This window comes from Pseudomonas sp. MAG733B, assembly GCF_036884845.1.
In the GTDB taxonomy this organism is placed as follows: Bacteria; Pseudomonadota; Gammaproteobacteria; order Pseudomonadales; family Pseudomonadaceae; genus Aquipseudomonas.
The window spans coordinates 5,785,825-5,802,168 of record NZ_CP145732.1 but is presented as its reverse complement, the minus strand read 5'-3'; the positions used below and the strand labels follow the sequence as shown (position 1 = coordinate 5,802,168).

Below are 16,344 nucleotides of genomic sequence, written 5' to 3'. Positions count from 1 at the left end.
AAAAAACCGCGCTTAGGGTGATACGACCATGTTTAACCTTCATCACAAAGCTGACCTGCTTGAGATCGAACGCTTTAGCTGCGCGCTGACCGAGGCCAATGCCAAGTTGGCGGCCGTCAGCCGTTCGATGGCGATGATTGAGTTCACGCCGGATGGCATCGTGCTCGATGCCAACGAAAATTTTTGCGTCGCCATGGGTTACAGCGTCGACGAGGTGCGCGGCAAACATCACCGGATATTCTGCGAAGAGGCGTTTTATCGCAGCGAGCAGTACGCGAAATTGTGGCGTGACCTGGCTCGTGGAGAACCAGTCAGCGGCACTTTTTCTCGGTTGAACAAGGCCGGCAAGGAAATCTGGCTCGAGGCCAGTTACATGCCGGTGTTTGGCCCCGACCGGCAGGTACACAGCGTGATCAAGGTCGCTACCGACATCACGGCAAGGGTCAACAAGGAACACGAAAACGAAAGCATGCTCGCCGCCATTGGCCGCTCCATGGCGGTGATCGAGTTCAGTCCGGATGGCCGGGTAATCACCGCCAACGAAAACTTCCTGAAGACCATGCAGTATTCACTCAACGAAGTGGTCGGTCAGCATCACAGTCTGTTTTGTCATCGCGCTGAAGCCGAGTCCCAGGCCTACCGAAATTTCTGGGCCTCGCTCAATCGCGGTGAATATCACTCGCACCGTTTCGAGCGCAAGAACAAGCAAGGTCAGACAATCTTCCTCGAAGCCTCCTACAACCCGTTGTTCGACGCCAAGGGCCGGCTGTACAAAGTGGTGAAATTCGCCAGTGACATCACCCAGCAGATGACCACCCTGCAAACCGCCGCTGAATCGGCCCACAGCACCTCGGTGCAAAACGACGTCTGTGCACGCAAGGGTTCGGAGGTGGTGCAGCAGACGGTGCAGATCATCCAGGACATTTCCAAAGACCTGAACGAAGCGGCGCTGAGCATCGATGCCGTAAGCAAACAGTCCGACATCATCGGCACCATCGTGCAGACCATCCGCGGCATTGCCGATCAGACCAACCTGCTGGCGCTCAACGCCGCGATCGAAGCGGCCCGCGCCGGTGAGCATGGGCGTGGATTCGCAGTGGTGGCCGACGAAGTACGCAGTCTCGCCGCACGCACCAGCCAGGCGACGCTGGAGATCGTCGACGTGGTGCGCAAGAACCATGACTTGTCATTGAGTGCGGTGTCGAGTATGCAATCGAGCTTGAGTCGAACGGGGCTCGGAGTGGAACTGGCGAACGAGGCGGGGGAGGTGATCCTGGAGATTCAGCAGGGCTCGCGACATGTGGTGGATGCGATCAGCCAGTTCAACTCGACGTTGCAGTTGAATTAACACGCAGCACAACCAAATGTAGGAGCTGCCGCAGGCTGCGATCTTTTGATCTTGTTTGTAAAAAATCGAAATCAAAAGATCGCAGCCTGCGGCAGGTCCTACACCTCGGCCTGTTAAAGCGCAGCGAGGAACTTGTCGACCACCTGTAATTTGTTCTGGTCGCCACTTTCCTGCTCTTTTTCAGCCTGGGCGATTTCAGCCTTTTCCTGCATGCGTTGGGCAACTTCTTCGCCGATCGCCTTTTGCTGCTCCGGCGGCATCTGCTCGACTTCTTCCTGAGTCAGACCCATCTCCTGAAGGATCGCATCACGCATGCGCTGCTCCGGGGTTTTACTCATGTAGTCCTTGAACTCGTCCGTGGCCGAGCCTTTGGTCCCGATCGCGTCCTTGACGCCTTCAGGTAGCGGCGCATAGACCGCTTGCAGGTTCACGCGGGTTTTGGCGAACGCCTCATCGACATTGTCGCTGACCTTGGCGGCTTCGCTGACCTGTTGCGTAGCCGATTGGGTTGCCGATTCCTGGACCTGCGTAGTGGCTTGCGTGGTTTGCGCCTGCACATTGTTTTGCAGGGCCTGGGCCATGACGCTTTGAAGACCGGCGGCGGCTTCGGCGGTCGGGTCCTCACCAGGGCGTTTAGGGAGAGGGGTTACCAGGTTTGATTTTGCACTGACCAACATGATGAGTGACCTTGTGGGTTTTTGTGGTGCAGTGCCTCGAGCAAAGAGTGTGCCTAAAGAAAAAATATCAACTAAATCAATTGGTTGATGATTCTAATGAGAAGGGGTGAGCAGTCTTCGCGGTCAAGCTTTGCCGCTGGACGGCAAACGTTTGCTGTACGGCTCGACAGCTCAGGGTAGGCCATTGCAGCAATGCTTCAGGAAGCCAGGGTGCTGCGCCAGGCGTTTGAAATACTCGTCGACGGCAGGGAAGTCCGGGCGCTCGATCGGTGTCATCAACCAGCGATTGACCGACAGGCCGATGACAATGTCAGCCAGGGTAAATTTGGCCCCGGCGACATAGGCCTTGGTGGTCGCGAGTTGATGTTCGAGGATGGCCATTTTCTGGTTCCAGCCTCGCACGCCGACCTCGATGCGATGCGCGTCCTGATACTCCGGATCCTTGCGCACCAATGCCATGAACGCGTAGCTCCACGAGGCATTGAGATCGGTGGCCTGCCAGTCCATCCATTGCTCCACCCGGGCGCGCGCAGCCGGTTCGCCGGGCAGCAGCTCGTGGTGGTGTTGGTGTTTGCCGGCCAGGTAACGACAGATGGTATTGGACTCCCACAACACACCGTTCTCATCAATGATCACAGGCACCTGGGCGTTGGGATTGAACCTGAGGAACTCTGGGCTATGGGTCGAGGCAAACCCACTGCCCCAATCCTCGCGCTCGAAGGACAGACCCAGTTCCTCGCAGGTCCACAGGACTTTGCGGACGTTGATCGACGAGGCTTTGCCGAGAATTTTCAGTGAGTGTTCCATTGGCTACTCCATCAGCGAAACAGGGCGTCGGGATTAATAGTGTGCCTGCGAGCGGTCGACATCAAGTGTGTAGGAGTTGTCTGAAGGCAATGGATTTCAGAGGGTTTCTGAGACGTACGTTTTCTTGCAGCTTTGCCTACAACTACGCCAGAATCCGCCGACTTGTGCGTCTGGTATCCGGACTCTATCGTTCCGTGTCGCTGCAAATTCGGCGATCGGGTCTAGCAGCCCGGATACTTTAGGCGCATAGCGTCCACCGTTCGTGATCGACTCACGTTATGGCGGCTGCGCGTGGGAAGACCTTCGGGTCTACCGGGTTCTAGAGTCCTGGTCTGCTAGCCCACGCACGGCTGCCACCTTATTTTCGTCTAGCAGCGAATCGTGGCAGCTCCCCCACTCTAGGAGTTTTGCCATGTTCAAACCCACGCCCAACCCCCCACGCAATCCCAGCCCTTTGTTCTCCATTACTCCGGGCATCAACAACGAAACATTGCTGGCGCATGCCTGCGAATCATTGGCCTCGGCGAGCGTCATGACCAATGATTTTGCTACCTTTCTGGACGGCCCTCAGCGCAATACGGCATTGGCGATTGCGCAGATCATCATGCTGGCCGAACTGGCGGTGAATCGTGTTCTGGATAATCTCGATCCGCAGGATTAATCGCGGGAGCTGACGAGGTGTCGTGCTCATGTACTCTCGCGCACCTTCAACTCAAACCCCATGTCCTGCACCGGTTTGGCCACGGTGTTGCCGGCCATCAACGTCAACATCTGCTCCGCCGCCCGGCGACCAATGGCTTCGCGTGGGGTGCTGATGCTGCTCAGGCGCGGCACCATGTGGGCCGAGGCCGGCAGGTCGTTGAAGCCGAGGATCGCGACTTGCTCAGGGATTTTGATCCCGTGGCGCATCGCTTCAAGCAACGCGCCCTGGGCCAGGTCGTCGTTGCCGAAGAAGATCGCATCGACATCGGGATGGCTGGCGATCATCTGCAGGAACAATTCGCCACCCAGGCCTACGGAAGACGGGCGAGGGGTCAGCACTTCCAGGGCCGGGTCATACAGGCTGGCCTTTTGTAGAGCGCGGCGGAAACCTTCGCCGCGCAGCAACGTACGCTGATCCAGTTGTGCGCCGATGTAGGCCAGGCGCTTGCGGCCACGAGACAGCAAATGTTCGGCGGCGGTTTCGCCGGCGGCCAGTTGTGAAAAACCGACGCAATTGAGCCCGGCGGCACTGTCCAGTTCCATCATGTACACGCACGGAATGTTGCTGGCTTCGATCATCCGCCGCGAGCTTTCGGTGCGGTCAAAACCGGTGAGCAACAAACCGCGCGGCTGATAAGCCATGTAGTTGCGCAGCAGGTTTTCTTCTTCGTCGCGGGAGTAGTGGAAGTTGCCGATCAGCACTTCGAAGCCCTTGGGACGAAGAACCTGATGAATGGCTTCCAGGGTGTCGATGAACAAAAGGTTGGACAACGACGGCACCAGCACCACCACCGAATGGCTCTGCGCCGAAGCCAAAGCGCGGGCGGCGGGGTTAACCACATAGTTGAGTTCCAGCGCCGCTTTCTGCACCTTTTCCACCAGTTCGGTGGCCACGGTACTGACTCCGCGTAACGCGCGCGAGGCGGTAATCGGGCTGACACCGGCCAGGCGGGCAACTTCGTTCAGGGTAGGGCGGCCAGTGGTGCGGGTATTTTTATCGTTTTTAGTTGGATTCATCGACGGCTTGCCAAACAAAATTCAAGGCACTAAGGTAGCGCTGTCTCGATGCAGCTGCAAATGCGTGAGCGGGGGTTCGCCTGATCCTCGCTTTTTGGCGTTGGGAACGAACATGCTGCAACCCATAAAATGACAAGAAAGGCGTCGGCAACTTCTGCTTTTGGTCTAGTGTCATAACTGGCAAAGGTAGCGCTGTCTGCGCGCTGAGGTGTTACATGAATCATCCCATCACCGCCCTGGTCATCATGGGCGTTGCCGGTTGCGGCAAGACGTGCGTCAGCGAGGCCCTGTGCCAATTGAGCGGCGCCACTGCCATTGAAGGCGACTCTTTCCACCCTGCCGCCAATATCGAAAAGATGAGCGCGGGTATCCCCCTGAACGATGAAGACCGTGCCGGCTGGCTCGACAGCCTGTGCGATGAGCTGCGCCGCATCGACGCCACGGGCCAGCGCCCGGTGCTGACCTGCTCGGCGCTCAAGCACATTTATCGCGAACGCTTGCGCAGTGCCTTGCCGGGCCTGGGCTTCGTGTTCCTTGAGCTGACCCCCGAAGTCGCCGCCGACCGCGTTTCCCACCGGCCGGGTCACTTCATGCCGTCGACGTTGATCGACAGCCAGTTCGCCACCCTCGAATCCCCCGTCGGCGAGCCGTTGACCCTGGCCCTCGATGCCTCGATCCACAGCGTCGATGAGCTGGCCGTTCAGGCTCACCACTGGTGGCTTGAGCACGGCTTGAAGCGCGCCGGTTAATTTTGCTTGCAGAGATAGCGCTGTCCTTATGGCTTTCGAATTACCCGCTTTAATAACAACAACAACCAGGAGACACCCCTAATGTTTGGCATGTCCCACGAGACGTTCCTGCTGCTCGATGCAGTGGTCACGGTGATCGGGCTTATCGTTCTGATCACCAAGTTCAAGTTGCACCCTTTCCTTGCCCTGATCATTGCCGCAGCCTTCCTCGGGCTGACTTCCGGCATGCCGATCGGCACCATCATCAAGGCGTTCCAGGACGGCTTCGGTGGCGTGCTCGGTTTCGTCGGCATCATCCTGGCGCTGGGCACCATGCTCGGCAAAATGATGGCCGAGTCGGGCGGGGCAGACCAGATCGCCCAGACCCTGATCCGCGCCTTCGGCAAGGATAAAGTGCAGTGGGCAATGATGTTCGCCGCGTTCCTGGTGGGCATTCCGCTGTTCTTCGAAATCGGCTTCGTATTGCTGATTCCGCTGGTGTTCATCGTTGCCCGTCGCACTGGCGTGTCGATCATCAAGATCGGTATCCCGCTGTTGGCCGGTCTGTCCGCGGTGCACGGTCTTGTTCCGCCGCACCCGGGGCCGCTGCTGGCCATCGGCGTGTTTGGTGCCGACATCGGCAAAACCATTCTTTATGGTCTGATCGTGGCGCTGCCAACGGCGATCATTGCGGGTCCGATCTTCGGTACGTTCATCGCCAAGCACATCCCCGGTCATCCGAACCAGGAGCTGGTGGATCAACTGGCGCGCGAAACGGATTCGGCTGAACTGCCGAGCTTCAGCATCACCCTGGTGACCGTGCTGCTGCCGGTGTTCCTGATGCTGCTCAAGACGTTTGCTGACGTCGTGCTGCCGGATGGCAACATCTTCCGCGCCTTCATGGACCTGATCGGTCACCCGATTTCGGCGTTGCTGCTGGCATTGCTGCTGTCGCTGTACACCTTCGGCTACAAGCAGGGCATCGGCTCCAGCCAAATGATGAAATGGCTGGATGCGAGCCTCGCGCCGACTGCCGCGATCATCCTGATCATCGGTGCCGGTGGTGGCTTCAAGCAGATGCTGGTAACCAGCGGCGTGGGTGACGTGATCGGCCACATGGCGGTGAACGCACAAATCTCGCCGATCCTGCTGGCGTGGCTGGTGGCGGCGGTGATTCGTATTGCCACCGGTTCGGCGACTGTGGCAACCATCACTGGCGCAGGCATTGTGGTGCCGGTGGTAGGGATGATTCCGGGCGTGAACCGCGAGCTGCTGGTGCTGGCTACCGGTGCCGGTTCGTTGATCCTGTCCCACGTGAACGACGCCGGTTTCTGGTTGGTGAAGCAGTACTTCAACATGACCGTGGCCGAAACCTTCAAGACCTGGACCGCGATGGAAACCATCTTGTCGGTGGTGGGGTTGGGCTTTATTCTGTTGTTGTCGCTGTTCGTCTAAGGGATTCGACAGGCACAAAAAAACCGCAGCGATGCGGTTTTTTTGTGGGTGATCGAATTCAGGGCTGAACATAGAACAAATGTGGGAGCGGGCTTGCTCGCGAAGAGGTCGGTACATTCAACATCTCTATTGACTGATACACCGCATTCGCGAGCAAGCCCGCTCCCACAGGGGATATGGGTCAGGCGTTGGATTTGTTGACGAGCCCATCCGCCCGAAACATCCCGCGAATCCCTCGTACGGCCTGACGAATCCGGTCCTGGTTTTCGATCAGCGCAAAGCGCACGTGATCGTCCCCGTACTCGCCAAATCCAACACCCGGCGAGACACAAACCTTGGCCTCGGCCAGCAGCTTCTTGGCGAACTCCAGCGAGCCCAGGTGTGCATAGGCGTCAGGAATCTTCGCCCAGACATACATCGACGCTTTCGGGTTTTCCACCATCCAGCCCAGTTCATGCAGGCCTTTGACCAGCACGTTGCGCCGCTGCCGATACTGCTCGGCGATGTCGCGCACGCATTGCTGATCGCCTTCCAGCGCCGCAATCGCCGCGACTTGCAGCGGGGTGAAAGTGCCGTAGTCGTGGTAGCTCTTGATCCGCGCCAGGGCGTTGACCAGTTCCGGGTTGCCGACCATGAAGCCGATGCGCCAGCCCGCCATGTTGTAGCTCTTGGACAGGGTGAAAAACTCCACCGCAATGTCCTTCGCGCCTGGCACCTGCATGATCGACGGGGCTTTCCAACCGTCGTAGACGATGTCGGCGTAAGCGAGGTCGTGGATCACCAGCACGTCGTACTGCTTGGCGAGGGCGATCACACGCTCGAAGAAATCCAGCTCAACACACTGCGCGGTAGGGTTGGAAGGGAAACCAAGAATCATCATCTTCGGTTTCGGGATCGAGCCGCGAATGGCCCGTTCCAGTTCGGCGAAGAAATCCACGCCCGGCACCAGCGGCACCGAACGCACCTGGGCGCCGGCAATCACGGCACCGTAGATGTGAATCGGGTAGCTCGGGTTCGGCACCAGTACGGTGTCGCCCTGGTCGAGGGTGGCCAGCATCAAGTGCGCCAGGCCTTCCTTGGAACCGATGGTGACAATGGCTTCGCTTTCCGGGTCGATGTCGACCTCGTAGCGTTCCTTGTACCAGTTGGAAATCGCCCGGCGCAGGCGCGGAATGCCTTTGGAAGTCGAGTAACCGTGGGTGTCTTCGCGCTGGGCGACCTGCACGAGTTTTTCGACGATGTGCGGCGGCGTGGCGCCGTCGGGGTTGCCCATGCTCAAGTCGATGATGTCTTCGCCACGACGACGGGCGGCCATCTTCAGCTCGGCAGTGATGTTGAAAACGTAAGGGGGGAGTCGATCTATGCGCGCAAAGCGGCGCGGCGAACCTTGTTCGGCCATTGTTGCCTCGGATAACGTAAGCGCCCGGAACCGTCCGAGCGACGCTGGTCACTGCGGTGACCTGTGGCGGAATGTACGGTCAGCTGTGGCAGACTGTCCAGCCTCAAAATAAACAAATTTGTCCGAAGGAAAGGGTTCGATGGAATTTACCAGTGGCTTTTTGCTGAGCCTTTCGCTGTGCCTGGACATCGGCGTGGCCAACATCGCGATGATCACCCTGGCGATGCAACGCGGTTATTTTCAAGGCTTTGCGCTGGGGCTCGGCACCTGCGTCGGCGACCTGATCTACGCCGTGCTGGCGCTGGCCGGCATGACTGTTTTGCTGCAATACGAAACCGTGCGTTGGGTGCTGTGGATCGGCGGTTCGGCGCTGCTGGTGTACTTCGCGGCGAAGATGATTTACTCGGCGATCCACCATGAAGCGCTGCTGGCCGAGACCGCGGAGGTTGGCCACAACTCCCATCGCAAGGAATTCTTCCGTGGGATTTTTCTAGCCATGTCGTCGCCCAGTGCGATTCTCTGGTTCGCCGCCGTGGGCGGCACGCTGATCGCTCGGTCCGGTGGCGGCGGTGCACTGAGTTCGGCGCTGTTCCTCGGCGGTTTTCTCTGTGCCGGATTGCTGTGGTCTGCCGGACTATGCTTCGCCGCGAGCCACGGGGGCAAGTTGCTCGGTGACAAACTGCTGCGCTACTCCTATATGGCATCGGCGGCGATCTTCTGCTATTTCGCGGTCTACGTGATCCTATCGGGCTATAACGAGTTTGTCGGCGCAGGCGCCGTCGAGCAGTTGCACGCCCTGTAACTGGGCGAATCAGGTTTGACCTCTATACTCCCAGCCGAACCCACTTTTAAGCGCAGGAGTCGAGTCATGGATGAGCAAACACGCGTCGAAGTGTCCGAGCCACGCATCGAGCACGGACACTTCCTGCTGATTGCAGGGCTTGGCGGAACATTTACCCAGCAAACCGTAAAAGGCATTCCCGAACTCTGGGAAAAATTCATTCCCCACATCGGCAGAGTGCCAGGGCAAAAAGGCGAAGTGACCTACGGCATCTGCTGCAATTTCGACGGCAAGGGCGGCTTCGATTACATCGCCGGCGTCGAGATCAGCAAGCTCGACGATTTGCCGGACACGTACCGCTGGGTAGAAGTCCAGCCCCAGCAATACGTGGTGTTTGAGCACAAAGGGCCGCTGGAAACGCTGCCGCAAACCTTCCAGTACATCCATGGCACGTGGCTGCCGCAGTCCGGTCATCAAACGGCTGACGCCCCGGAATTTGAACGCTACAGCGAAGACTTCAACCCGAAGCTCAACACCGGCAAGCTGGAAATCTGGCTGCCGATCAAGGCGTGATCAAGGCATCGAGAGGCGGATCTGCCGATTCGTCTCTCGATGTCGCGCCAAGGCTGATTTATCATCCCCAGCCTTTCCCCCCGCTGATTCCGAGCTGCCATGAACACCGTCATCCGCAATGTCACGCCTGCTGACCTGGACCGCTGCTACGCCATCGAAACCGTTGCCTACGAAGGTGACGAAGCGGCGACGCGCGAGAAAATCGCCACCCGCATCGCCACCTGGCCCGAGGGTTTCATCGTTGCCGAAGTGGAGGGTGTCGTAGCCGGTTTCATCAATTCCGGTGCGGCGTATCAGGTGGAGATGTCGGACGAAGCATTCAAGGAACTGATCGGCCACGACCCGGCCGGGCCGCATGTGGTGATCATGTCGGTGGTGGTGCATCCGGACTATCAGGGGCAAGGGCTGGCGAAGCGCTTGATGGACGAGTTCATCGAGCGCATGCGCGCCATGGACAAGGCCAGCATCAATTTAATGTGCAAAGAACGGCATGTGCCGTTGTACGCCGGGTTGGGCTTCGCCTATGTCAAGCCTTCTGGCTCTGACCATGGCGGGATGGCGTGGCATGAGATGGTGCTCAATCTCTGATTCCACACACATCCACCTGTGGGAGCGGGCTTGCTCGCGAAGAGGCCGGTAAATTCAACATCTATGTTGACTGACATATTGCTTTCGCGAGCAAGCCCGCTCCCACATTTGGATTGTGGTGGTTTCAGAGTTTCAACCCCATCCGCCGCTCATACCCGATCCGCCCCCTGTACGCCTCGCCACTGTCGACAAACCCATACTTGGCATACAAACCAATCGCCGATTCATTGTCCGCATCCACCGACAACTCCAGCCCTTTGATTTCCGGCCACGCCAAGCGCGCAGCCTCAGGCAGCGCTTGCAGGCAAGCCTTGCCGTAGCCTTTGCCCTGAGATCGCTGATCGACTTGCAGCGCATGCAGCGTCGCGCTGTGTTCATCGGCCCATGCAGGCAGTGCCGGCGGGCGTTTGAGCAGCAGGAAGGCCACGGGAATGTCCTCGGCCAACAGGGCAAATCCTTTGACCCCGGGGCCTGGCTTGGATAACAAGCTGTGCAAGGCACCGTGAATGTCGCCAGAGAACTTGATCTGGTCCGGATGTACTTCGATGGCCTCGACCTGCTGGCGCTGCAGCGCATTCAGGCTTTCGTAAGGCACGAGTCGGGCTGTCACTGGAGTGTCCTTTTTCCATCATCAATAGAGCCATCGATTCTAGCGATTCTCGCCGTTTGGATTATTTTTATTTCACCTGTCGATTCGCCGGATCGCCAGACGACTAAGGGTGTCTTCCAATAAAAACCACGGAGAACCACCATGAACTCGCAAACCCAGATCCAGAACCTGATCGAAAACTATCGCCAGGCCGTCATGGCCAAGGACATTGAGAAAGTCATGGCGCTGTATGCCGATGACATCGTCTCCTTCGACGCGGTCAAGGCTTTGCAATTCAAGGGCAAGCCTGCCTACCGCGCGCATTGGCAGGAATGCATGCAGATGTGCCCTGGCCCGCACATTTTCGAATTCAACGAAATCACCATTGAACCGTCCCAGGAAATCGCTTTCGCGCATTGGCTGGCGCATTGCGGCGGCACCAACGACAAGGGCGAAACCCAGGCCTGCTGGATGCGTGTCTCGCAGTGCTATCGGCAGGAAGCGGGGTTGTGGCAGATCGTCCACGAACACTGGTCGGCACCGTTCGACATGCAGACCGGCGCGACGCTGTTCGATCTCAAGCCCTGAGATTTTTTAGCGAAAGCAGCGCCAAAGTGCCGATTCGCGGCCATAGTTGATCCGTTCGTTAAGGAGAGCGTGATGAAGTATTTATGCCTGGTCTACAGCGATGAGCACCTGCTGCATTCGCTGCCGGAGAGCCCGCACGACTCTGAGTGCATGGCTTATGCCGAGTCGATCCAGGGCAGTGGCCGCATGGTCGCCGCCGAGGCGCTTGAGTCGGTGCAGACCGCCACCACCGTGCGCATGCGCAACGGCAAAATGTCGATCACCGATGGCCCGTTCGCCGAGACCAAGGAGCAGTTGGCCGGGTTTTACCTGATCGATGCCAAGGACCTCAACGAAGCCATTCAGGTCGCCGGGAACATTCCGGCGGCCCGGGTCGGCAGCGTTGAAGTGCGCCCCGTGCGCCAGTTGAATCCCTGAGTGATGGTGGCTGCGGCGGTCAAGGCGCGGGTCGAGCAGGTCTATCGCGAGGATTCGCGGCGCATCCTCGCGACATTGATCCGCTTGCTCGGCGATTTTGACCTCGCCGAAGAAGCCCTGCACGAGGCGTTCTTCGTCGCCGTCGAGCGCTGGCAGCAGGACGGCGTGCCGGACAATCCGCGTACCTGGCTGGTGTCCACCGGGCGTTTCAAAGCCATCGACGTGTTGCGCCGACGCGCCCGTTTCGCCGCTTCGCGACCGCTGTTGATCGCGCAACTGGAGGCGCTGGAGCAAGCCGACTGGAGTGACGAAGACGTGGAAGACGACCGCTTGCGCCTGATCTTCACCTGCTGTCACCCGGCATTGGCGGCGGACGCTCAAGTGCCGTTGACGTTGCGCGAAGTCTGCGACCTGACCACGGAAGAAATCGCCCGGGCCTTTCTCTCGGCGCCGGCCACCATCGCCCAGCGCATCGTGCGTGCCAAAGCCAAAATCCGCGATGCAAAAATCCCCTATCAAGTGCCGTCGCTGGCGGAATTGCCCGAGCGCCTCGACAGCGTTTTGCGAGTGATTTACCTGGTGTTCAACGAAGGGTATTCGGCGTCAATCGGTGCGCAAGTGACCCGCGAGGATCTGACCCGCGAAGCGATTCGCCTCGGTCGATTATTGATGGAGTTGCTGCCGGAACCGGAAGTCATGGGCTTGCTGGCAATGATGCTGTTGCACGAGTCGCGACGCGTAGCTCGAACCTCCGCCAACGGCGAGTTGATTTTGCTCGATGAGCAGGACCGAATGCTGTGGGACCGCGAAATGATTGCCGAAGGTTGCATGCTCGTGGAGCGGGCGCTGAGCAGCCGTCGCTTCGGTCCGTATTGCCTGCAAGCGGCGATTGCGGCGGTGCATGCTGAAGCGCCGTCGGTGGAGGAAACCGATTGGGAACAGATCGTCGGGCTGTATGACGTGCTGCTGCGGGCAGTGCCTTCGCCGGTGATCGAGTTGAACCGCGCGGCGGCGATTTCCAAACGGGATGGAGCGTTGGCGGGGCTGATCTTGGTCGAGGCGATTTTGCAGCGCGGTGAACTGCTGGATTACCACTTGGCGCATTCGGCTAGGGCGGAGTTTTGTCGGCAGTTGGGGCGGGTGGAGCAGGCGCGGGCGGCCTATGAGCGGGCGCTGGAGTTGACGCAGCAAGAGCCGGAGCGGCGGTTTATTGAGGGGCGGCTCAAGGCGTTGGAGTAGTGTGATTTTTGCTGGCCTCATCGCCAGCAGGCTGGCTCCCACAGTGGTCGGTGGTGAACCCAATGTTTGCGACCTACACAATTCTCTGTGGGAGCGGGCTTGCCCGCGATGAGGCCAGTAGCTTCACCACTATTCCAGCATCTTCCCCAACAACCAACTCCCCGCCGGCCCCGGCGGATTCTGCCTCGACCACAGCGCATCCACCGACACCGTTTTCGGCCAGCCGCGTACTTGAAGCTCCTGCAAAGTGCCCGGACCAAAACGCGCCACCAGCCAGCGCGGCAACGGCGCCCAGCCAAAACCGCCCTGGGCCATTTCCAGCAGCATCAAATAACTCGGCGCCGACCAGACGCGGCCCTTCGCCCGGCTCTCATACGGATTGACGATGGTTGCCAGGCGCAATTCGCGGTGTTGTTGCAGCACGTCCTTATCGATGTGTTTCAACGTGGCCAACGGATGTTCGGGCGACACGAACAGCGCGATTTCCGTGCGTTCGTCCACCGTCGAATTGACCAGGTCCGGCGGATAGCTGTCCTGCATTTCGGCAAAGGCAATCTGCGCCCGACCGCTTTGCACCAGCGCCACCAGATCGTCGCATTCGGCGATCAGGCATTCGAGTTCGAGGTCCGGATAACGCTGTTCGAACGCACTGAGTGACGCTTCGAAACGGTCGGACTGATAGGTGTCGGAAAGCGCCACGGTGAGCTTCGCCTCAACCCCTTGCGACAGTTGGCTGGCGGTCATTTCCAGACGGCTGGTGGCCGCGAGAATCTCTTCGGCCCGTTGCAGCACCACATGCCCGGCCGGGGTCAGGCCGGGTTTGCGGCTGCTGCGGTCGAACAGCGTCAGGTTCAGGTCGATTTCCAGGCTGGCCACCGCCGCGCTGATGGTCGACTGACTACGGCCCAACTTGCGCGCCGCAGCGGAAAACGAACCTTGGGTAGCGGCTTCGACAAACGCCAGCAGCACTTCATGAGAGGCCATGAACTATCGCCTTGATCGATGGTTATTGGTTATGAAGTATCGGTGCGATGACAGATCATGGCAACCACAGTCACTCAGGGAGTCAGGCCATGAGCGCCAACAAATCCATCACTGAACGTATCTTCCAGGCCATCGGTTTCGAATTGCTGGCCATTCTGATCTGTACGCCGTTGCTGGCCTGGATCATGGACAAACCGATGCTGGAAATGGGCGTCGTCACCATGGTCATTGCGGTACTGGCGCTGGCCTGGAACGTAGTCTTCAACGGGTTGTTCGACCGGGTGCTCAAACGCTTGGCCATTGCACACAACGCCTGGGTCCGCGTGGTGCACGCGCTGTTGTTCGAAGGCGGACTGGTTGCCCTGGGCGTGCCGTTGATTGCGTGGTGGTTGAACGTCAGTCTGTGGCAGGCGTTCCTGCTGGATATCGGCGTGCTGCTGTTTTTCCTGCCGTACACCTACGTTTATCACTGGGTGTATGACGTGGTGCGGGAGCGAGTGCTGATGACCCGGGTGGTTTGCTGAATTGCGGCGAGGGAGCTTGCTCCCGCTGGAGCGCGAAGCGGTCCCCGGTACTTTACGGCTGCTTCGCAACCGAGCGGGAGCAAGCTCCCTCGCCACAGGTTTTGTGCTGACTTGGCAGCGACTTACAAAAACATCCCACCCGACGCCTCGATCCGCTGCCCGTTGATCCACTGGCTTCCCGGCGCCAGCAGCAGTGCAATCGCCGCGCCAATATCATCCGGCACACCGGCGCGGCCCAGCGCGGTATTGCCCGCCACCATCTTGTTCACCTCAGCGTTGTCACGCACCGCGCCGCCACTGAAGTCGGTCTCGATCGCACCCGGTGCCAGGGTGTTGACCGAAATCTGCCGCGCGCCCAGTTCCCTGGCCTGATAGCGCGTCAGCACTTCCATTGCGCCTTTCATCGCCGCATAGGTGCCGTAGCCCGGCAGGCTGAACCGTGCCAGACCACTGGAAATGTTGATGATGCGTCCGCCGTCAATGAGCAGTGGCAGCAGTGTTTGGGTGAGGAAAAACGGACCTTTGAAATGGATGTTCACCATCAAGTCGAACTGCTCGACCGTGGTGTCGACGAAGTTCGCGTGCAGGCCGATCCCCGCGTTGTTCACCAGAAAATCGAAGCGTTCTTGGTCGAAATGTGTGCGCAGCACTTGGTCGACCTTGATGGCAAACGCGGCGAATTGCTCACTCTGCCCAACATCGAGTTGCAGCAGGGTGGCGCGACCGCCGAGGCTTTCAATTTCGGCGACCAGTGCCTGCGCTTCATCAGCGCTGCTGTTGTAGGTGCCGATGATGTCGACGCCTTGGGCGGCCAGATGCAGCGCGGTGTTCTTGCCGAGGCCGCGGCTGGCGCCGGTGATCAGTGCGATTTTACGGTTCATGGGGCTTCCTCAAGTGCAGTGGGCAGTGGATGGGAGGAAGTTTATTTATCCGCTACAGGGTGATAAACATGGCTAAACCGGAATCACTGGTCGGTTGAGCCGAACAATAAGGGTCAGGCCCATGAACAAACTGGAATTGCTGCGCACCTTCGTCCGGGTCAGCGAGATGTCGAGTTTTACCTTGGCGGGGGAGAGTCTGGGTCTACCCCGGTCCACGGTGTCCGAGCATGTGCAGGCGCTGGAGGCGTTGCTCGGCACGCGTCTGTTGCAGCGCACCACGCGCAAGGTTCAAGCGACTCAGGACGGCCTGGTGCTGTACGAACGCAGCAAGGATTTGCTGTCGCACATGGACGAAATCGAAGGCCTGTTTCGCCAGGACGAAGCCACGTTGGTGGGGCGAATTCGCGTCGACATGCCGAACATCCTGGCCCGCCGTGTGGTGATGCCTCGCCTGCCGGAATTCATGCTGCGTCATCCGCTGTTGGAGCTGGAAATCAGCAGCACCGACCGCCGCGTGGACTTGCTCAGTGAAGGCTTTGATTGCGTGGTGCGGGTGGGTGCGCAGCCCGATCAATCGGTGGTCGCGCGGCATCTGTGCGACTTCGCCATGGTCAACTGCGTCAGCCCCGGCTATGTGCAGCGATATGGCGTGCCGCAGCAGTTGGAGGATCTGGCGCAGCATCGGCTGGTGCATTACGTCGGCGTGCTGGGCGCACGCTCCGAAGGGTTTGTGTATGAGGTCGACGGCAAGGTGCAGCGGCTGCCGATGGCCGGCAGCATCACGGTCAACAGCACCGACGCCTATGAGTCGGCGTGCCTGGGTGGGTTCGGTGTGATCCAGGCGCCGCGAATGGGCATGCACAGACATTTGATCAGCGGTGAACTGGTAGAGGTGTTGCCGCAGTTCAACGCGCCGTCCATGGAAGTGTCGCTGCTTTATGCCCGGCAACGGCATTTACCGTTGCGGGTGAGGGCGTTCATGGATTGGTTGGGGGACGTCATTCGATCGGCTAACAACCTGTAGGAGCAAGACTTGCCCGCGATGAA

General features: G+C 59.2%; 19 protein-coding genes. 12 read left to right on the top strand and 7 right to left on the bottom strand.

What is annotated here, in order from left to right; all coding sequences use genetic code 11:
• Window positions 1-28 precede the first annotated feature (28 nt).
• Complete coding sequence (locus tag V6Z53_RS26545) at window positions 29-1,348, top strand: PAS domain-containing methyl-accepting chemotaxis protein (RefSeq protein WP_338582565.1); 1,320 nt, start codon at window positions 29-31, stop codon at window positions 1,346-1,348.
• Between the two features lie 113 nt (window positions 1,349-1,461).
• On the opposite strand, the gene V6Z53_RS26540 is transcribed toward V6Z53_RS26545, so the two are convergent.
• Window positions 1,462-2,025, bottom strand: coding sequence for a hypothetical protein (locus V6Z53_RS26540; RefSeq protein ID WP_338582564.1), 564 nt, complete (start codon window positions 2,023-2,025; stop codon window positions 1,462-1,464).
• 171 nt (window positions 2,026-2,196) lie between these two features.
• Window positions 2,197-2,832: a glutathione S-transferase gene (locus V6Z53_RS26535; protein WP_338582563.1), complete on the bottom strand. Its 636-nt coding sequence runs from the start codon at window positions 2,830-2,832 to the stop codon at window positions 2,197-2,199.
• A gap of 412 nt (window positions 2,833-3,244) precedes the next feature.
• Here V6Z53_RS26535 and V6Z53_RS26530 point away from each other — a divergent pair, with 412 nt between their 5' ends.
• Complete coding sequence (locus V6Z53_RS26530) at window positions 3,245-3,493, top strand: DUF6124 family protein (RefSeq protein ID WP_338582562.1); 249 nt, start codon at window positions 3,245-3,247, stop codon at window positions 3,491-3,493.
• 26 nt (window positions 3,494-3,519) lie between these two features.
• On the opposite strand, the gene V6Z53_RS26525 is transcribed toward V6Z53_RS26530, so the two are convergent.
• Entirely contained in the window at window positions 3,520-4,551 is a 1,032-nt protein-coding gene (locus tag V6Z53_RS26525) for a LacI family DNA-binding transcriptional regulator (protein ID WP_338582561.1), read from the bottom strand.
• A 215-nt stretch (window positions 4,552-4,766) separates the two neighbouring features.
• Between V6Z53_RS26525 and V6Z53_RS26520 the strand changes: the two genes are divergently transcribed.
• Complete coding sequence (locus V6Z53_RS26520) at window positions 4,767-5,300, top strand: gluconokinase (RefSeq protein WP_338582560.1); 534 nt, start codon at window positions 4,767-4,769, stop codon at window positions 5,298-5,300.
• 81 nt (window positions 5,301-5,381) lie between these two features.
• A complete protein-coding gene (locus V6Z53_RS26515) occupies window positions 5,382-6,734 on the top strand; it encodes a GntP family permease (protein ID WP_034149192.1) in 1,353 nt (450 codons plus the stop codon).
• A 181-nt stretch (window positions 6,735-6,915) separates the two neighbouring features.
• Here the strand turns inward: V6Z53_RS26515 and alaC are convergent, their stop codons facing one another.
• The gene (gene alaC / locus V6Z53_RS26510; protein ID WP_338582559.1) at window positions 6,916-8,133 is read right to left on the bottom strand and encodes an alanine transaminase; all 1,218 of its coding nucleotides are present in this window, start codon (window positions 8,131-8,133) and stop codon (window positions 6,916-6,918) included.
• A gap of 139 nt (window positions 8,134-8,272) precedes the next feature.
• On the opposite strand from alaC, the gene V6Z53_RS26505 reads away from it, so the two are divergent.
• From V6Z53_RS26505 to V6Z53_RS26495, 3 genes are all read left to right on the top strand, one after another.
• Entirely contained in the window at window positions 8,273-8,935 is a 663-nt protein-coding gene (locus tag V6Z53_RS26505; protein ID WP_150703105.1) for a LysE family translocator, read from the top strand.
• Window positions 8,936-9,001: 66 nt separating this feature from the next.
• On the top strand, window positions 9,002-9,487 hold the full coding sequence (locus tag V6Z53_RS26500) for a GyrI-like domain-containing protein (RefSeq protein ID WP_338582558.1): 486 nt from the start codon (window positions 9,002-9,004) through the stop codon (window positions 9,485-9,487).
• Window positions 9,488-9,586: 99 nt separating this feature from the next.
• On the top strand, window positions 9,587-10,075 hold the full coding sequence (locus V6Z53_RS26495) for an N-acetyltransferase (protein WP_338582557.1): 489 nt from the start codon (window positions 9,587-9,589) through the stop codon (window positions 10,073-10,075).
• 124 nt (window positions 10,076-10,199) lie between these two features.
• Here V6Z53_RS26495 and V6Z53_RS26490 read toward each other — a convergent pair whose 3' ends face one another.
• Window positions 10,200-10,685 carry a GNAT family N-acetyltransferase gene (locus V6Z53_RS26490; RefSeq protein ID WP_338582556.1) on the bottom strand — a complete coding sequence of 162 codons (486 nt, stop codon included), beginning with the start codon at window positions 10,683-10,685 and terminating at the stop codon, window positions 10,200-10,202.
• A 141-nt stretch (window positions 10,686-10,826) separates the two neighbouring features.
• Here V6Z53_RS26490 and V6Z53_RS26485 point away from each other — a divergent pair, with 141 nt between their 5' ends.
• The 3 genes from V6Z53_RS26485 (at window position 10,827) to V6Z53_RS26475 (ending at window position 12,908) form a co-directional block, all read left to right on the top strand.
• Window positions 10,827-11,252 (top strand): nuclear transport factor 2 family protein, encoded by a 426-nt coding sequence (locus V6Z53_RS26485; RefSeq protein WP_338582555.1) that lies wholly within the window; start codon window positions 10,827-10,829, stop codon window positions 11,250-11,252.
• Window positions 11,253-11,324: 72 nt separating this feature from the next.
• On the top strand, window positions 11,325-11,669 hold the full coding sequence (locus V6Z53_RS26480; protein ID WP_056852587.1) for a YciI family protein: 345 nt from the start codon (window positions 11,325-11,327) through the stop codon (window positions 11,667-11,669).
• Window positions 11,670-11,672: 3 nt separating this feature from the next.
• A complete protein-coding gene (locus V6Z53_RS26475) occupies window positions 11,673-12,908 on the top strand; it encodes an RNA polymerase sigma factor (RefSeq protein WP_338586572.1) in 1,236 nt (411 codons plus the stop codon).
• 129 nt (window positions 12,909-13,037) lie between these two features.
• Here V6Z53_RS26475 and V6Z53_RS26470 read toward each other — a convergent pair whose 3' ends face one another.
• Complete coding sequence (locus tag V6Z53_RS26470) at window positions 13,038-13,892, bottom strand: LysR family transcriptional regulator (RefSeq protein ID WP_338582554.1); 855 nt, start codon at window positions 13,890-13,892, stop codon at window positions 13,038-13,040.
• Window positions 13,893-13,981: 89 nt separating this feature from the next.
• Here V6Z53_RS26470 and V6Z53_RS26465 point away from each other — a divergent pair, with 89 nt between their 5' ends.
• Window positions 13,982-14,416, top strand: coding sequence for a multidrug/biocide efflux PACE transporter (locus V6Z53_RS26465; RefSeq protein ID WP_338582553.1), 435 nt, complete (start codon window positions 13,982-13,984; stop codon window positions 14,414-14,416).
• Window positions 14,417-14,538: 122 nt separating this feature from the next.
• Here V6Z53_RS26465 and V6Z53_RS26460 read toward each other — a convergent pair whose 3' ends face one another.
• Window positions 14,539-15,297 (bottom strand): SDR family oxidoreductase, encoded by a 759-nt coding sequence (locus tag V6Z53_RS26460; RefSeq protein ID WP_338582552.1) that lies wholly within the window; start codon window positions 15,295-15,297, stop codon window positions 14,539-14,541.
• A 121-nt stretch (window positions 15,298-15,418) separates the two neighbouring features.
• On the opposite strand from V6Z53_RS26460, the gene V6Z53_RS26455 reads away from it, so the two are divergent.
• Window positions 15,419-16,321 carry a LysR family transcriptional regulator gene (locus V6Z53_RS26455; protein ID WP_338582551.1) on the top strand — a complete coding sequence of 301 codons (903 nt, stop codon included), beginning with the start codon at window positions 15,419-15,421 and terminating at the stop codon, window positions 16,319-16,321.
• The last annotated feature ends 23 nt before the right edge of the window (window positions 16,322-16,344 follow it).

What these genes read in the sequence shown, in the direction of transcription:
- V6Z53_RS26480 (WP_056852587.1), top strand. Translation starts at nt 11,325, where the DNA reads ATGAAGTATTTATGCCTGGTCTACAGCGATGAGCACCTGCTGCATTCG.
- V6Z53_RS26485 (WP_338582555.1), top strand. Translation starts at nt 10,827, where the DNA reads ATGAACTCGCAAACCCAGATCCAGAACCTGATCGAAAACTATCGCCAG.
- V6Z53_RS26500 (WP_338582558.1), top strand. Translation starts at nt 9,002, where the DNA reads ATGGATGAGCAAACACGCGTCGAAGTGTCCGAGCCACGCATCGAGCAC.
- V6Z53_RS26460 (WP_338582552.1), bottom strand. Translation starts at nt 15,297, where the DNA reads ATGAACCGTAAAATCGCACTGATCACCGGCGCCAGCCGCGGCCTCGGC.
- V6Z53_RS26540 (WP_338582564.1), bottom strand. Translation starts at nt 2,025, where the DNA reads ATGTTGGTCAGTGCAAAATCAAACCTGGTAACCCCTCTCCCTAAACGC.
- V6Z53_RS26455 (WP_338582551.1), top strand. Translation starts at nt 15,419, where the DNA reads ATGAACAAACTGGAATTGCTGCGCACCTTCGTCCGGGTCAGCGAGATG.
- V6Z53_RS26470 (WP_338582554.1), bottom strand. Translation starts at nt 13,892, where the DNA reads ATGGCCTCTCATGAAGTGCTGCTGGCGTTTGTCGAAGCCGCTACCCAA.
- V6Z53_RS26515 (WP_034149192.1), top strand. Translation starts at nt 5,382, where the DNA reads ATGTTTGGCATGTCCCACGAGACGTTCCTGCTGCTCGATGCAGTGGTC.
- alaC (WP_338582559.1), bottom strand. Translation starts at nt 8,133, where the DNA reads ATGGCCGAACAAGGTTCGCCGCGCCGCTTTGCGCGCATAGATCGACTC.
- V6Z53_RS26520 (WP_338582560.1), top strand. Translation starts at nt 4,767, where the DNA reads ATGAATCATCCCATCACCGCCCTGGTCATCATGGGCGTTGCCGGTTGC.
- V6Z53_RS26535 (WP_338582563.1), bottom strand. Translation starts at nt 2,832, where the DNA reads ATGGAACACTCACTGAAAATTCTCGGCAAAGCCTCGTCGATCAACGTC.
- V6Z53_RS26465 (WP_338582553.1), top strand. Translation starts at nt 13,982, where the DNA reads ATGAGCGCCAACAAATCCATCACTGAACGTATCTTCCAGGCCATCGGT.
- V6Z53_RS26495 (WP_338582557.1), top strand. Translation starts at nt 9,587, where the DNA reads ATGAACACCGTCATCCGCAATGTCACGCCTGCTGACCTGGACCGCTGC.
- V6Z53_RS26545 (WP_338582565.1), top strand. Translation starts at nt 29, where the DNA reads ATGTTTAACCTTCATCACAAAGCTGACCTGCTTGAGATCGAACGCTTT.
- V6Z53_RS26475 (WP_338586572.1), top strand. Translation starts at nt 11,673, where the DNA reads ATGGTGGCTGCGGCGGTCAAGGCGCGGGTCGAGCAGGTCTATCGCGAG.
- V6Z53_RS26530 (WP_338582562.1), top strand. Translation starts at nt 3,245, where the DNA reads ATGTTCAAACCCACGCCCAACCCCCCACGCAATCCCAGCCCTTTGTTC.
- V6Z53_RS26525 (WP_338582561.1), bottom strand. Translation starts at nt 4,551, where the DNA reads ATGAATCCAACTAAAAACGATAAAAATACCCGCACCACTGGCCGCCCT.
- V6Z53_RS26505 (WP_150703105.1), top strand. Translation starts at nt 8,273, where the DNA reads ATGGAATTTACCAGTGGCTTTTTGCTGAGCCTTTCGCTGTGCCTGGAC.